Annotated in this window: 14 protein-coding genes; 8 read left to right on the top strand and 6 right to left on the bottom strand. The window is 39.7% G+C overall.

The window, feature by feature from the left end; translation table 11 throughout:
* Positions 1-47 precede the first annotated feature (47 nt).
* The 3 genes from CWC11_RS15730 to CWC11_RS15720 form a co-directional block, all read right to left on the bottom strand.
* On the bottom strand, positions 48-320 hold the full coding sequence (locus CWC11_RS15730; protein ID WP_249330754.1) for a DUF2798 domain-containing protein: 273 nt from the start codon (positions 318-320) through the stop codon (positions 48-50).
* Positions 321-400: 80 nt separating this feature from the next.
* Positions 401-1,018: a LysE family translocator gene (locus CWC11_RS15725; protein ID WP_138683461.1), complete on the bottom strand. Its 618-nt coding sequence runs from the start codon at positions 1,016-1,018 to the stop codon at positions 401-403.
* A 71-nt stretch (positions 1,019-1,089) separates the two neighbouring features.
* Entirely contained in the window at positions 1,090-3,552 is a 2,463-nt protein-coding gene (locus CWC11_RS15720) for a S9 family peptidase (protein WP_138683460.1), read from the bottom strand.
* A 166-nt stretch (positions 3,553-3,718) separates the two neighbouring features.
* On the opposite strand from CWC11_RS15720, the gene CWC11_RS15715 reads away from it, so the two are divergent.
* From CWC11_RS15715 to CWC11_RS15705, 3 genes are all read left to right on the top strand, one after another.
* Entirely contained in the window at positions 3,719-4,723 is a 1,005-nt protein-coding gene (locus tag CWC11_RS15715) for a LacI family DNA-binding transcriptional regulator (protein WP_138683459.1), read from the top strand.
* The gene (locus tag CWC11_RS15710; RefSeq protein ID WP_138683458.1) at positions 4,720-5,949 is read left to right on the top strand and encodes a glycosyltransferase; all 1,230 of its coding nucleotides are present in this window, start codon (positions 4,720-4,722) and stop codon (positions 5,947-5,949) included. Before CWC11_RS15715 ends, CWC11_RS15710 begins: the two co-directional genes overlap by 4 nt.
* Before the next feature lie 107 nt (positions 5,950-6,056).
* Complete coding sequence (locus CWC11_RS15705) at positions 6,057-7,283, top strand: threonine/serine exporter family protein (RefSeq protein ID WP_082660665.1); 1,227 nt, start codon at positions 6,057-6,059, stop codon at positions 7,281-7,283.
* Between the two features lie 167 nt (positions 7,284-7,450).
* Here the strand turns inward: CWC11_RS15705 and poxB are convergent, their stop codons facing one another.
* Positions 7,451-9,175: a ubiquinone-dependent pyruvate dehydrogenase gene (poxB, locus tag CWC11_RS15700; RefSeq protein WP_138683457.1), complete on the bottom strand. Its 1,725-nt coding sequence runs from the start codon at positions 9,173-9,175 to the stop codon at positions 7,451-7,453.
* Between the two features lie 296 nt (positions 9,176-9,471).
* On the opposite strand from poxB, the gene CWC11_RS15695 reads away from it, so the two are divergent.
* From CWC11_RS15695 to CWC11_RS23375, 5 genes are all read left to right on the top strand, one after another.
* The gene (locus CWC11_RS15695; protein WP_138683456.1) at positions 9,472-11,127 is read left to right on the top strand and encodes an RluA family pseudouridine synthase; all 1,656 of its coding nucleotides are present in this window, start codon (positions 9,472-9,474) and stop codon (positions 11,125-11,127) included.
* Between the two features lie 148 nt (positions 11,128-11,275).
* Positions 11,276-11,602, top strand: a complete 327-nt coding sequence (locus CWC11_RS23390) for a hypothetical protein (RefSeq protein ID WP_249330753.1) — start codon at positions 11,276-11,278, stop codon at positions 11,600-11,602.
* A gap of 60 nt (positions 11,603-11,662) precedes the next feature.
* Positions 11,663-11,968 carry a hypothetical protein gene (locus CWC11_RS23385; RefSeq protein ID WP_249330752.1) on the top strand — a complete coding sequence of 102 codons (306 nt, stop codon included), beginning with the start codon at positions 11,663-11,665 and terminating at the stop codon, positions 11,966-11,968.
* A gap of 168 nt (positions 11,969-12,136) precedes the next feature.
* Positions 12,137-12,436, top strand: coding sequence for a tetratricopeptide repeat protein (locus CWC11_RS23380; protein WP_502704802.1), 300 nt, complete (start codon positions 12,137-12,139; stop codon positions 12,434-12,436).
* A gap of 241 nt (positions 12,437-12,677) precedes the next feature.
* Positions 12,678-13,214 (top strand): GGDEF domain-containing protein, encoded by a 537-nt coding sequence (locus CWC11_RS23375; RefSeq protein ID WP_249330751.1) that lies wholly within the window; start codon positions 12,678-12,680, stop codon positions 13,212-13,214.
* Positions 13,215-13,370: 156 nt separating this feature from the next.
* Here the strand turns inward: CWC11_RS23375 and CWC11_RS15685 are convergent, their stop codons facing one another.
* Both CWC11_RS15685 and CWC11_RS15680 read right to left on the bottom strand, forming a co-directional pair.
* Complete coding sequence (locus tag CWC11_RS15685; RefSeq protein WP_138683455.1) at positions 13,371-14,045, bottom strand: IS110 family transposase; 675 nt, start codon at positions 14,043-14,045, stop codon at positions 13,371-13,373.
* Between the two features lie 60 nt (positions 14,046-14,105).
* Positions 14,106-14,606, bottom strand: a complete 501-nt coding sequence (locus tag CWC11_RS15680) for a hypothetical protein (RefSeq protein ID WP_138683454.1) — start codon at positions 14,604-14,606, stop codon at positions 14,106-14,108.
* Between the last annotated feature and the right edge of the window lie 395 nt (positions 14,607-15,001).

The following is a 15,001-nucleotide window of genomic DNA, read 5'->3' as shown; positions in this document are numbered from 1 at the left end:
CCTTGCCTAAAAACCAAACACACTGCTGCAAATTCAACCACCAAAGGTCAATACACCCTAAGTAATAACTTATTAACTAGCTTGTGCATTAAGGTCATCATTACAAAACCAATAGGCGCCATAACCAATACTGCACTTATAAACGAAGTAAACCAATCTGCATAAAATTGCTCTGTAACCCCTACATTCACATAAGTCATAATGCCAGTTAGAGAACCCCCAACAATTGTAATAATACTTACCATAACCAGTATTTTATAAATTACAGGTGTTTTTTTAGGCTCAACCATTTCTGGATTTGTTAATTGGGGTGTACTCATTTTTGGGCATGCCTTAATCGTCAAATAGGTGACAAAGTCAACTATAGCAAATTAATTGATAATATCAACTAATTTTCATGCTAACCAAAAATAAGCCAAATTCCAACTAGTCCCATTAAGCTGCCCGCAATTCGGTTCATCCATTTAATATTGTCACCACGCGCTAAAAACAAGCGCAGGCTTTTACCGCCTGTGGCGTACGCAAGCATGCATACAAATTCGCTTACCATTATTACTAAAACAAGCACTAAAAGCTGTGGGGCTACTCCGTGCTGTACACTAATAAACGGCGGCAATAGTGAGATCATAAACGCCCACCCTTTAGGGTTTGCAATGGCCGTTATAAAGCCTTGCGTAAAAAGCGATTGGCGACTTACATCGCTTGGGCTTTGTGTATTAATCGACATTTTACCTTTGGCGCGCCACATATTTACGCCAATATAAATTAAATACCCGCCGCCTACCCATTTTAAAATAGCGAACGCATCTGGGTAATTTAGCATTACACTTGCAACACCGAGTACCGCAGCAACGGCAACGGTTGCTACGCCTAATAGCTCACCTATCATCATCCATAAGGTTCGGCGCACACCGATGCTCATGCCGAGTGTCATGGCAAGCGTCATACACATACCTGGAGTAATAGACACAAAAAAGAACGTTGGAATAAAAACCGCAAGCGCTGCTACATCAATCATTAATTTACTCTCGTATTAAAAACAAAAACGCGGCTATAAGTAGCCGCGTTGTTGCTTACTTATGTTTATTACTATTGCCCAGTACTTGCCACTGGTTCAGTAATTACTTCTACTGGCTCTGCTGTATCATTTAACAAATACTTATCTAGCCACTGCTCTTGTTCCCACAGTACGTGTAATAAGCTTTTACGAGCGCGGTAACCATGCGCTTCATAAGGAAGCATAACTAAGCGAGCGTCTTTACCTAAACCTTTAAGCGCTGCGTACATACGCTCACTTTGCATTGGGAAAGTGCCCGAGTTAGGGTCTTCTTGACCGTGGATCATTAGCATTGGCTCATTGATTTTTTCTGCGTGAAAAAACGGCGACATATTAGCGTACACACTCTGTGCTTGCCAAAAGTCGCGCTCTTCGCCCTGAAAACCAAACGGCGTTAATGTGCGGTTATACGCACCACTGCGGGAAATACCGGTTTTAAATAAATCACTATGCGCCAATAAGTTAGCCACCATAAATGCACCGTATGAGTGCCCTGCTATAGCTATTTTGTTTTTATCGGCAATGCCTTTTTTAACTAATACATCAACAGCAGCTTGCGCACTTGAAACTAGCTGCTTTCTAAAGTTATCGTTTGGCTCGCTGCCATCAACACCTACAATGGGCATTTTAGGGTCGTCAAACACGGCAATACCTTTAGCAAGGTAAGGCATTGGGCCCCAATAGCCAATGTAAGTAAATTCATAAGGCGACTCGCGAACCTGCGATGCTACTGCTTTATCTTTGTATTCAAGAGGGTAAGCCCACATAAGTACAGGTAACGGGCCTTGAGTTTTATCATACCCTGGTGGTAAATATAACGTGCCCGAAAGCTCTACGCCGTCATCGCGTTTATAACGTAATTGCTCTTTAGTTACGCCTTTAAATGCAGGGTACGGGTGGGCAAAATTAGTTAATTGGGTCAGTGTATCGTTATCTAAATCACGAATAAAAAAGTTAGGCTGCTCAGTTTTAGACTCACGAACTGTAATAAAGCGCTCGCCTTCGTCATCAAGCAGTGCACGTACGCGCTCGTAGTAAGGCGCTTTAGACTGCCATAAACGCTTGCTGCTATTTGTTTTTACATCGTATCTGTCTAAAAACGGAATATTACCTTGCTCAGATGCACCATTGCCACGCAGGTAAATATAGCGCCCGCCTACAATTTTAATTACGTTAGCGCCTAAATCGTTACGCTCGTAAATAGCATTACCTGGGTCTTTGTAAGCATCGTTATAACTACGCTCTGAAAACAGCACGCGGTTGTTGTCGGCATTTCGTGGTTGAATAACAAAAGTGCGTACTTGGCGATCGCTAAAGCGCCAGTCTGTAAGCATGGCTACGTTTTCGTTACCCCATTCAATACCTGCAAAGCGGCGCTCTACTTTGGCAAATAACTTAGGCTCGCGTTTAAACGGGGCACGTAAGCTGTAAATATAATCATGGTGCTTAACATCGGTTTTCATGTCGCCGCCATCTTGCGCCTCGGCCCAAATAACTTCAGCGCCTTGATCGGCTCGCCATTCAAAATCGCGGCGCCCAGTGCGTACGCTGTCGTAACCTTGTGGAATGTTATCGGCAAGAGGCTGCTTTACAAGCTCTGCTAATGCATAACCGCGCATTCCCCATATTTGCCATGTGCTTGCAAATCGGCTGTAAGGTACTTGATACGAAAACGGCTCGTTAATACCCGCAACTAAAATATTGGTTGAATCAGGCGATACCGAAAACGATTTAAATAATGCAGGGCTACCAATAGCTTGGGCTTTACCATCAAGCGTAATGTAGGCTAATTGCCCTTGGCCGTAAAATTTAAACTGCGCTTCGTCAAACGGGCTCGTTAATAAGTTTTGATACGTACGCGCTGGCGCTTTTTCACCGGTGCTTTGTTGAATAACAGGCACTACACTTTGACTGTTATTTTCAAGCCTTGGCTTATCAATATTTACCGCAAGGTTTGCAACAATTGCGCTACTATCGGGTAGCCATTTATAAGGTGATGACGTTAATACCGAATTTAATGCAGCACTTGAAAGCTGTTGTGCTTGTTTGCTCTCAACGCTGTAAAGCCATAAATTTGCTTGGCTTTGTTGCTCAACAACAAACGCTAAATACTTACTGTTTGATGACCATTTGGGTGAGCGAATAATACCACTCGGTAAGTTATTAATACTGATAACCGTACCGCTTTGCACGTGCTTTAGCTCAACTGCACTGTATTTTGCGCTAACACGTGAGCGCGAAAAGTTAGCCGGATTAAGTTTAATACCCGCCAGTTTAAGCTCTTCTTTTGCAAGTTCATCAAGTGTTACAACACGTTTTCGTTCAAAAAGCGCTAGCCACTGGCCATCGCTTGATAAGTAACTAGTGGGTGCTAATTTAGCGTCAACCAAAGCAGCAAGCTCAGGTGATGGTGTTTGATAGCCTTGCTCTGCTTGGCTTGTTGGCAGTAATGCAACACAACAAATAAAGGCAACTAACAGCCTAAAAGCGTTCATGTTTTTATCCTTTTGTTATTTTTTACTGTTATAGGCGTATATAAACACGTTTTGCTATGTTCATAAAGCATTAAGGTAACTTAAGCACGTGTAAAAGGTGACTTAATAACCCTAATTACGCTACACTACAGCGCTATTTATTCACCACTGCGGCGCACAAAACACAATGCAAAACACAGCTAAATCGGTCACTATTATTGATGTTGCTAAGCGTGCTGGTGTATCAAAATCAACCGTGTCTTTACTGCTTACCAAAAGCGAAAAAGTAGGCGATAAAAGCAAACAAAAAATATTAAAAGCGATTGATGAACTCGGTTACGTTTATAACCGCGATGCGGCCGCCATGCGCTCAAAACGTTCAAACTTAATTGGCATTATAATAAACGATTTAACCAACCCTTTAATGGCCGAGCTTTCTACAAGCCTTGAAAAAACGCTAAACGAAAGTGGCTTACAAGCCATGATACTAAGCACTAATAACAACCTCGAGCTACAAATAAGCGCAGTAAAAAACCTAAAAGAATATAACGCAGCTGCTTTTATTATTTGCCCAGTAGCAAATACCTGTGCCAAATGGCTTGATACACTAAGCGCGCAGCACAACGTTATTACCTTAATGCGCGAAGTCCCTTTTAGCGCTGCGCCTTGCGTACTGCCCGATTACAAAAAAGCTAGCCACGTAGCAACAATGCATATACTCGCTCAAGGCGTTACAAACATCGCTTTTATAGGCTGTGAGCTTACAATGAGCGAATCTTTAGCATTACAAAGTGGCTTTAATACTGCTTGTTCGCAGCACAGCATAACGCCTTTAACAACTATAGCGTGCTCGCACAATCAAGCGCTTAGTGCTAAAAATACATTTTTAAACACTTACAAACAAAACCCACAATTAAATGCTGTGGTATGCGCAAACGATATAATTGCACAAGGTGTTATAGCAGCAATACATTCGCTTAACTTGCCAGCAAATCAAACTATAAAAGTAGTTAGCTGCCATCACTTACCTAACTACAGTGTTATGCCTTGCAGCTTAAGTACGGTGGTTATTAATACCGATGAAATAGCAAAGCGCAGCTTTTTAGTTGTGCAAGAGCTGCTACAAAATACAGCCCCTCCAGTTAAAACGCTGGTAAATGTAAACTTACAAATTAGAGATTCTAGCCAATGAAAAAAGTGCTGGTAATTGGCTACGTATGGCCAGAGCCAAATTCGTCTGCTGCGGGAACGCACATGATGTCGTTATTAAATGCATTTAAAGCGCAAAACTGGGAGGTTGAATTTGCAACCCCGGCGCAGCGTACCGAGCACATGGTTAACCTAGACGACTACGGTATAACAAGCCAAAGCATTGCCCTTAACTGTGAAAGCTTTGACGAATACGTTAAAGCCTATAATCCAGATATAGTAATGTTTGACCGCTTTATGATGGAAGAGCAATTTGGTTGGCGCGTAGATAAACACTGCCCCAATGCCGTTAAAATTCTCGATACTGAAGATTTACAATGCCTACGTAATGCACGCCACGAAGCGCACAAGGGCGAGCGCGAGTTTACAACCAGCGACTTACATTCAGACATAGCAAAACGCGAAATAGCGGCTATTTTACGCTGCGACCTCAGCTTAATTATTTCAAGCTTTGAGATGAGCTTGCTAAACAGCGTATTTAAAATAGAGCCAAGCTTATTACACCATTTACCGTTTATGGTTGATTTAAGCTCACTCCCTGCAAGTACAAAAACGTTTGATCAGCGACAACACTATATGACTATAGGTAACTTTAGACACGCACCAAACTGGGATGCCGTACTTTACTTACAAAAAATATGGCCGCTTATTCGCAAGCAACTCCCAAAAGCCGAGCTACACATTTATGGCTCTTACCCGCCACCAAAAGCCACCGCACTTAATAACCCTAAAACGGGGTTTTTAATAAAAGGCTGGGCCGATAACGCCTATGATGTTATGCAAAGCGCGCGAGTGTGTTTAGCGCCCCTTCGTTTTGGTGCTGGTATAAAAGGTAAGTTACTTGAAGCCATGATAATGCAAACACCCAGCGTTACCACCAGCATTGGTGCAGAGGGCATGCACAACGATTTACCATGGTCTGGTAAAGTGGCTAATAATACCGAAGATTTTGCAAATGCAGCCGTTGATCTTTACAACAATCAAACTGATTTTGAACACGCTCAGCAAGCTGGTAATACGCTACTTAATACGCTCTACGACAAAGTAAAATTAAGCGCGGCGCTCATTAATAAAATAGATGCAATAAGCAGCGATTTAAGCGCGCATCGCGAAAAAAACTTCACCGGACAAATGCTCAAACATCATACAATGCGAAGCACGCAATATATGGCGCAATGGATAGCAGAAAAAAATAAAAAATTAGATTAAAAATGACTAGACTCTTATAGATTTGTGTTTAAAATCGCGCCCATTACAAATGGGCGTTTTAGCCTATACTTTTAGCTAATTTATTTACACACTGGCCTAAATAAGATTTGAAAACTGCAACCTTCACAGAAAAACGCAAATTTATCGTTAAGTTAGGTAAAATGCTTCACAAGTATGGTACGCCTGCTTACCGCCTAGAAGCTCACCTAATGGAAGTGGCTACTTACTTAGGACTTAAGTCGTCGTTTGTTATGTCGCCAACCTCCGTAACGTTTGTAATTTGGACCGACGGCCACGAAGACGAATACACACACGTAGCAAGAGTTGACCCTGGCGATCACGATTTAGGCTCACTTGCCGACACCGACGATCTAGTAAATCAAATGCTTGACGACAAGCTAAGTTTGCAAGAAGTCGATGCTCAGCTTGATGCCATTTACGACATGCCAAACCCGTACAATAAACTTGTTACAGGAGTTGCGTTTGCAACCTCGGGCGGCGCATTTGCTATGCTAATGGGTACAAGTTGGACTGATGTTATGTGGTCATCGCTGCTTACACTCGTGGTTTATGTGTTTGTACTTTGGTCTACACGCTCTAAACGCGTTGCACATATGCTTGAGCCACTTGTTGCTATTATTTCAGCTGTATTAGCCTGTGCGGTAAGTGTGTACATAACCCCTGAAATTAACATACGTTTAGTGGTGCTTTCGGCCATTATTGTATTTATACCGGGCCTTGCATTGGCGCTTGGTTTAGCCGAGCTTGCAGCTAGGCATTTGGTGTCGGGAACTGCGCGAGTTATGGACTCGTTTATGCTGCTATTTAAACTGTACTTTGGTGCCTTTATTGGCATAGGCATTGGCTTTGCCATGTTTGGCCAAGCAGACTTTGTGCAGCCAGAGCCCCTTCCTAAATGGACAGCTTGGCTAGCTATACTCCTGCTTTGTAGCAGCTTAGTTGTTATATTTAGAACTAAAATTAAGCATGCGGGTTGGTCTATTGCATCCGGTTTTATCGCTTACGGCACAAGTATTGGCTCAGCTATGTACCTAGATTACACGTTAGGTACGTTTGTAGGGGCGTTATCGGTAGGTATATTTAGTAACTTATTTAATCGTGTTGCTAATGCGCCCGCCTCTATTGTTGCCATGCAGGGCTTAATTGTATTAGTGCCCGGTAGCAAAACCTACATTGGCTTAAACTCACTGATTGAAGGCCAAGACTTTGTATACGCAGAGCATATTGGCCAGCAAACGTTTTTAATATTTATGTCGCTTGTTGCAGGGCTAATATTTGCAAACGTGGCGCTTCCGCCTAAAAAGAGTTTATAAGCAAAAGCCTATAAATAAAAAACACGCATATCTAGCGCTATTAACGCCCCGCCAATAGCGCCCGATACCGCATATCGCCCTTTAGGTTTTAACACTTCTAGCTGCTTTGGATTATTACTTTGACACTTCCCTATTGCTCCTAAAGACTCAACAAGGAAGCAATTTTACTAACGTGACCAGTTAGTTTTGGCAAGCTCTATAACTTCGTTTCCTTTGCCGTTTATTAACGCTTTCATCATGTAAACACTAAAGCCTTTTGCTTGCTCTAGCTTAATTTGCGGCGGCATCGAAAGCTCTTGCTTTGCAGTATCGACTTCTAACACAACCGGACCTGAGTGATTCATCATCTCGTCCATTGCCGAAGGGAGTTCGTCTGGGTCACTTACATGAATTCCTTTTAAACCGCAGGCTTGTGCAATTTTAGCAAAACTTGGATTTTCTAAATCGGTATCGCTTGATAAAAACCCGCTGGCTTTCATTTCCATTGCTACAAAACTAAGTGAGCGATTATTATAAACAACAATTTTTATAGGTAAATTAAGCTGTTTGAGCGAAATTAAATCACCCATTAACATCGAAAAACCACCATCGCCACACATTGCAATCACTTGGCGGTCTCTATTAATAGATTGAACACCCATTGCCTGCGACATCGCATTTGCCATAGAGCCATGGTTAAAAGAACCAATTAAACGCCGCTTACCATTCATAGATAAATAACGTGCTGCCCATATTGTTGGCGTGCCTACATCACAAGTAAATACAGCATCGTCAGCTGCTTGCTCGTTTAACAAACGTGTTAGATATTGCGGATGAATTAAATTTTGCGAGGTTTTACCACTGGCAAGTTCATCAAGATCTTTTCGAGATTCTTTGTAGTGCTTAACACTCTTTTGCAAGTGCGAGTTTGTGCGCTCACCTTCAATATACTCAAGTAATGTGGCCACTGAATTTTTTGTATCGCCTAATACGCCGCAATCAATTTGAACGTGCCGCCCAAGCGACGCCGGCTGATTATCAATTTGCAATATGGTGGTATTTTCAGGATAAAAAGCCCGATACGGAAAACTCGTACCAATCATTAATAACGTATCGGCCTCTTGCATTGCATGATAGCCCGAGGCAAAACCTATAAACCCGGTCATTCCAACATCATAAGGGTTATCGTATTCAATAAATTCTTTTCCGCGCATGGCGTGTACTATTGGCGCTTGTAATTTTTCGGCAAGTGCTACAACTTCATCGTGAGCATCTCTACAGCCAGCGCCGCACAACAACGTTACTTTTTTACTCTTATTAAGATGAGTCGCCATTGCTTTAATATCAGATAAATCAGCAACAGTAGTGGCTTTTTTTGGAACATTCCACTTAGGAGTAATACCCTTGGGTATATCTTTTAATGCAACATCGCCAGGTAATACAAGTACACTTACGCCTTTGTTTAATATTGCTTGGCGCATTGCGGTTTCAAGCAAGTAAGGCATTTGATCTGGATTTGACACCATTTCACAATACACACTGCATTCTTTAAATAATTCTTGCGGGTGGGTTTCTTGAAAATAACTACTGCCAATTTCAGATGAAGGAATGTGCGATGCAATAGCCAGTACCGGCACCCTATTACGCTGACAATCATACAGGCCATTAATTAAATGCAAGTTACCCGGACCACAAGAACCTGCACACACCGCAAGCTCCCCCGATAAATGTGCTTCGCCACCGGCTGCAAATGCAGCGACTTCTTCATGACGTGTTCCTAGCCATTCAATTGTTCCTAATTTTCGAAGGCTTTCACTAATGCCGTTAAGTGAATCGCCAGTTACCCCCCAAATTCGTTTTACGCCAGCTTGCTCAAGGGTTTTGGTGATAAAACCTGCGATATTCTCACTCATAATATAGAACTCCTAACAGTTAAGTTATTCTGTAAATTGAATTATCTTTGGGCTCTACCAGTACTAATATCGTTTAAAAATACGCTCAATTAATGAAAAACGACACACATGAAATACAAATGATAGAGTAACAACAATACGTTTAAATATTGTCATGCACCTATACTGATACATAAAACATGAATGTCGCCTTTAAACTATGTATGAATAATCTAAGATGAGATTTTTAGGGGCTTAACTATGAATATGGTATTATCTAGCCCAATTATTTTACTGAATGTTTCTGTGTTATTTTTATGTCAAACTCAGCTTCTTGCTTTACCCCTTTTTTACAGAATATAAATGCGCTTTCGCTTCCAGAAACATTTACCTTTCCCTTTTATTATCAGCCGCATCCGCTAACTATTGCAGCTGCAACGCAGTTGCAACAACAGCTAGAACCACTCGCACATTTAAAAGCCGAAAACGCAGGTAAAATGTTTGGCGTGTTAGTTGTGCAAAACGACAAAAATGAACTGGGGTTTTTAAGCGCATACTCGGGGCAAATTGAAGGCGATAAAGGCAATATTAACTTTGTGCCACCGGTATCAAGTATGCAGCTAAACGATGAAGGTTATTTAGCACAAAGCAAAATTATTAATGACATAAACAGCCAAATTGATGCGCTTGAAAGCAGCGCAGAGCTCACCGCTATTAATAAAAAGCTTGATGAATCAAAAGCTATGTTTAACGAGCAATTACTTGCGCAGCAAGCCCTTATGCAGGCAGGAAGGTTAACTCGTAAAAAGCAGCGAACTGAAGGCGAAGCCGAACTAAGCGAAGCCGATTTTGAGCAGCTTAAAAATAAACTAGCCGGGCAAAGCATTGTTGAAAAAAAGCAGTTACAAGCGCTTAAACTTAATTGGCAAAATAAAATAGAGCAGCTAGAGAGCGCTCAAACCAAAATTACAGACAACGTTAAACATTTAAAAAAGCGCCGTAAAACGCTTTCAAAAAACCTACAAAAAATGCTTTTTGCTCAGTATCAGTTTTTAAATGCCCATAAAGAAGTAACCGACCTAAATGCAATTTTTGCAAAGCTTCCTGAGCATACTCCACCTTCTGGCGCAGGCGACTGCGCAGCACCAAAGTTATTACAATATGCGTATAAACAAAACTTAAAACCTATTGCTATGGGCGAATTTTGGTGGGGAGCAGCCCCTAAATCAGCCATTAGACAACACAAAAATTACTATCCTTCTTGTTATAGCAAATGCCAACCAATACTAGGGCATATGCTAAAAGGCCTAAATGTTGAAACCAATCCACTGCTTGAAAACCCAGCCGATGGGAAAGAGTTAAGTATTATTTATAAAGACGACGACTTATTGGTGGTGAACAAACCTGCTGAGTTTTTATCGGTCCCTGGTGTAAATATTGATGACTCTGTTTATATGCGCATAAAAACACAATTTCCTGAAGCTTCAGGCCCGTTAATTGTGCACCGCCTCGATATGTCGACCTCAGGATTATTGATGATCGCACTTAATAAACGTGTTCATAAAGCCCTACAAAAACAGTTTATAGAACGCACTATTGATAAACGTTACGTTGCACTAGTAGATGGAAATGTAGCTGAAGATAGCGGCGAGATAAATTTACCTCTTATGCTCGACTTTGATGATAAACCACGCCAAATGGTGTGCTACACAAACGGTAAGCCTTCGCTAACCACATGGCACGTACTTGAGCGAAAAAACAATATTACTCGTTTACAGTTATACCCAAAAACTGGCCGAACACATCAGCTGCGAGTGCACTGCGCTCATAGCTTAGGTTTAAACATGCCGATTATTGGTGATACGCATTACGGCCAAAAGGCTGATAGACTCCATTTACATGCCGAATATTTAGCGTTTACCCACCCCATTACACATAAGCGTTTAGAATTTGAAGTAGCACCTGATTTTTAGATTAATTAACTATGTTGGTTACTCATGTTTACTACCCACTTTAGTTATCCACTTTTTGGTAAATAAAATATAATCACTAAACAATCATTAACTTATACTTTAAAAGTAATGCTATAGTTAGATATAAAAAATATAAAAATAAGCCATCATGATAAAGCAGAACAACAATTCACACGTAAAATTATTTAATCGTACATTGATTAAATTACTCGTTCTGCCTTTATTTTTGTTTGTGAGTACATTTGCACTCGCCAATGATACGTCATTAAATTCAACCTTAAATAAGTTAGACTTTAAAACAACCCAAAGCTTAGTTAATAACATAAGAGCGAATAAATTAGACTACCTAATTAACCAGCAAAAGCTCACGCAAGCCTTTGAGATTAGTAAAGAGCGAAATTGGTCAACACTTCACTTAGAAGCCGCTGCTTTATATGCAGAACTACTTTTTAGGCAAGAAGAATACGATGCGTAAAATACCCATATATCTAATTATATAAATAACAAAAAAGTACTTAAACAAAACGATATTTACGTGTTGTTTTTAGAGGCGCAATTAAAATATTTATCGCAAACAAAAAAACTCACTCAAGCTAAAGACCTTGCACAGCACTTAGAAGAAAAAATAGCACAACACTCATCTAAAGAAAAAATAATCATTCTTCGTGCATTGGCTAATTACTACACAGATACGGACTCACTCAGAAAAACGTTAAGTGCCGCATTAGCAGGCCTAGAGCTAGCTATGAAAGATGATGATATGGCATCTCAAGCCTACTTTTTAAGAAAAGTTGCCGATGCCTATAACTTCCTAAATGACAGAGGTGTTAACGATGGCTAGGCTGTATATTATGCAAAAAAAGCGGTAGAAGCCTATGAAAAAACCAACGACGGGCTATTTACTGCAAAAGCATACTGGAGCTTAGGAAGTGTATTGCTTGAAACGAATAACCCCCAAGATGCACTCATTTACTTAAATAAAGCCCTATACTATTTTAAAAAAGTAAGTATGAAAAAAGGATTAGCATTTGCTCAATACTCAATTGCTAATATTCAATATAAACAAGGTAATTACGACACCGCCATTACGCTTGCAAACGAAAACATCGAGCTAGCCCGCGCTGCTGGTATTCACGATATGCACCTTGCCTCAATGATTTTACTAGCCGATATATACATAAAACAAAATTTGCTAGATCAAGCGAACCAAATAAACGATAAAGTATTTTTAAATATCGATAAGTTTAGCCGTAGTATTTATAAAGCAGAGTTTTTAGGTAAACGATATGAGCTAAAAACGACAGCTTAATTACATCGATGATGCCTTTGAAGCAATTGGAAGCAAGCTCATTTATACAAAAAAACATTATGAAGCAACAAGCGAAAGTAATATAAAAACACTGCAAGTAAAGTTTGAAGTCAAAGAAAAAGAAGACAAAATTTTACAGCTAGAATACGAAAAAAATATAAACGAACTTCAGGTAAAAGAAGAGCATCAACAAAAAATTATTTGGCGCCTTAGCGCATCTATCGCATTCATTTTAGTTATTGTGTCGTTATTTTTGTTTTATAGGCAAATTCGCCAGCGAAAAAAATACCACACTATTGCGTTAACCGACTACCTTACTAATAGTTTAAACCGCCGTGGAATAATGCAAATAGCTGATAATTTATTAGCCAATAAACCAGCATCAATTGCGATTGTTGATTTAGACTACTTTAAAAATATTAATGACCAATTTGGCCATGACACAGGGGACTTAGTACTGATTAAGTTTGCTCAAGCCGCTAAAAATACGCTAGGTGAAAATGATACATTTGGTCGTTACGGCGGCGAAGAATGGCTATTTGTATTAAATACATTAGATAGCCAAGAGATTAATAACACATTCGAAAACCTAGCACGTAATTTATCGAAATATTGCAGTAATATAGACGCCTTACCTAGCAATATAACTATTACATTTAGCGCAGGTGTTGCCACAGGCAACGCTAAAAGCAACTCACTCGACGCACTTATTAAACAAGCAGATAAACAGCTTTATAAAGCAAAAGAAAATGGCAGAAACCAGATAATTATAGATTGAGAAATAGTTAGTTGTTTTAGCCGCTACTGGTTTGATTTAAATAATAAAATTCATTCAACCATGGTATGTGTGCGAGTGTAGGTCGAATAAGCGAAGCGCCATCCTACAAAGTAAAATACCCTGCCAATTATTATCAGCATTTATGTTGTCGAGTAGCTAGAGAGTGCCATTTGCAGTCATTGGTAAACTTTGATGTATGAAGTCAAGATTTGACCCCTTTTTGTTTTTAGCCAATGCGAAATCATAGGTCGCGATTGCTTCAGTTAATGTTAAATATAAATCCAATGATACTTTAAGCATTTTTCTAAATGCATCACAAAAACCATTTTCGGCATCTTCCAATGTATCTTGGATTGTACCTACAAACTGACTTATTGAGCGACCACTGCTTATATTAAATTCACGTAGTAAACCTGTGAGTTGATTTTTAAGCGCTACTTTTTGTTTAACACTGTGCTCTCTCAATTTGAGCATTGATTGCGCTTGCTGTTCATTAATTGATTTTGCAGTAATAAAGTGAACATCTGGTAACAGCGATGCTTGTAAAATAGCCAAAGCATCATTTTTATCTGTTTTTTGACTTTGACGAACAGACATAACTAACCGCGCAGATATTAGTAAGGAATTATGACCAAGTGAAGTTGCAAATTGATGCCAATAATTAGCACTCGCACAGGCCTCAAAAATAATCGTTGAAGGACTAAGCGATACCAAGTACTCACTAAATTGTTGCAATGTCATCTCATTATTTGAGTGCACTTTATTATTTGTAGAACTACAAACTTGTATTAATTTATGAGCTAAATCGACACCAATTCTTAACTTATTCATAATTGAACTCCGAAAAATAATTTCTACTTCAGTGTAGAGGTTGGGAGTCCAATTATCTTGTTATAAAGCTTGGGGTTTAAAACGTAAGCCTATTTCTTTCTTTTGTATTAGACACCCAACACCAGCTGAAGATAGAAACCAATTAGATGAACCATCGTCAAATTTTGTTACATACTTATTAAGTTCAGTACTGTATTCGGCATTTTTCATATTTGCTTTAGAGTATGCCATACAACTTTTTTCGGAATAAAAAGTGCGAGTATAACTATATGAGCATTGTCCATCTTTAGTTGGAGCAACAGTTAAATCTATTATTTGAGGGCCATCAGAAAATGTAAGTTCAAGTGTTGATGTAAAAATTTGATCGTCTGAATTCTCAACAGCCCATAATGATGCTGACCCATAACTTTGATCTTTTGTAAAAAACTCCTCAACCGCATCGATAGTAGATAAACAGCTTTTAATCTCAGCTTTTTTTGCTTGATTGATTAGTTGATCTCCAGCATAACTATTTGAGGCAAACACACTAGATAATAATAATGCTATTTTTATTCTATTCATTTTTACTCCTTAATTGATTAATGAATCCATATTACAAACATTATAACATTTTAGTATTTATGCGACACGCAGTTTGTGTTGCATAATCGCTTGTTGGCATCAACCGTAATCATCATGCTCCTGGGCACTTGAAGTATGGTGGTTGATCCGCTCTCTGTGACAAATTCAATTACAAAATAGTCGCCAACATTCTGGAGAAGAACATTAAAGGGACCGTAGGCCTCATATTCTTTTACTAGTTGTGCTGAATTGTACTTTAGTTTCTTCGGTATAAAATCGGAATGGACTTCCCAGCTTTCGCTAGACAGTTTTTAACTCAGAATAATACGCTTCTTCAAACTTAGCTGGTGAAACACCGCCTGTATGTGAGTGGCGCTTTTTTGGATTGTAAAACA

This window comes from Pseudoalteromonas sp. S3178 (assembly GCF_005886985.1).
GTDB lineage: Bacteria > Pseudomonadota > Gammaproteobacteria > Enterobacterales > Alteromonadaceae > Pseudoalteromonas > Pseudoalteromonas carrageenovora.
The sequence above is the reverse complement of the archived record's forward strand: the minus strand, read 5'-3'. Positions and strand labels throughout refer to the sequence as shown.

Bases quoted from the DNA above. Each gene is read 5' to 3' on its own strand.
- CWC11_RS15730 (WP_249330754.1), bottom strand. From the start codon at position 320: ATGAGTACACCCCAATTAACAAATCCAGAAATGGTTGAGCCTAAAAAA.
- CWC11_RS15685 (WP_138683455.1), bottom strand. From the start codon at position 14,045: ATGAATAAGTTAAGAATTGGTGTCGATTTAGCTCATAAATTAATACAA.
- CWC11_RS15720 (WP_138683460.1), bottom strand. From the start codon at position 3,552: ATGAACGCTTTTAGGCTGTTAGTTGCCTTTATTTGTTGTGTTGCATTA.
- CWC11_RS15680 (WP_138683454.1), bottom strand. From the start codon at position 14,606: ATGAATAGAATAAAAATAGCATTATTATTATCTAGTGTGTTTGCCTCA.
- CWC11_RS15710 (WP_138683458.1), top strand. From the start codon at position 4,720: ATGAAAAAAGTGCTGGTAATTGGCTACGTATGGCCAGAGCCAAATTCG.
- CWC11_RS23390 (WP_249330753.1), top strand. From the start codon at position 11,276: ATGATAAAGCAGAACAACAATTCACACGTAAAATTATTTAATCGTACA.
- CWC11_RS15695 (WP_138683456.1), top strand. From the start codon at position 9,472: ATGTCAAACTCAGCTTCTTGCTTTACCCCTTTTTTACAGAATATAAAT.
- CWC11_RS15715 (WP_138683459.1), top strand. From the start codon at position 3,719: ATGCAAAACACAGCTAAATCGGTCACTATTATTGATGTTGCTAAGCGT.
- CWC11_RS15725 (WP_138683461.1), bottom strand. From the start codon at position 1,018: ATGATTGATGTAGCAGCGCTTGCGGTTTTTATTCCAACGTTCTTTTTT.
- CWC11_RS23380 (WP_502704802.1), top strand. From the start codon at position 12,137: ATGAAAAAAGGATTAGCATTTGCTCAATACTCAATTGCTAATATTCAA.
- poxB (WP_138683457.1), bottom strand. From the start codon at position 9,175: ATGAGTGAGAATATCGCAGGTTTTATCACCAAAACCCTTGAGCAAGCT.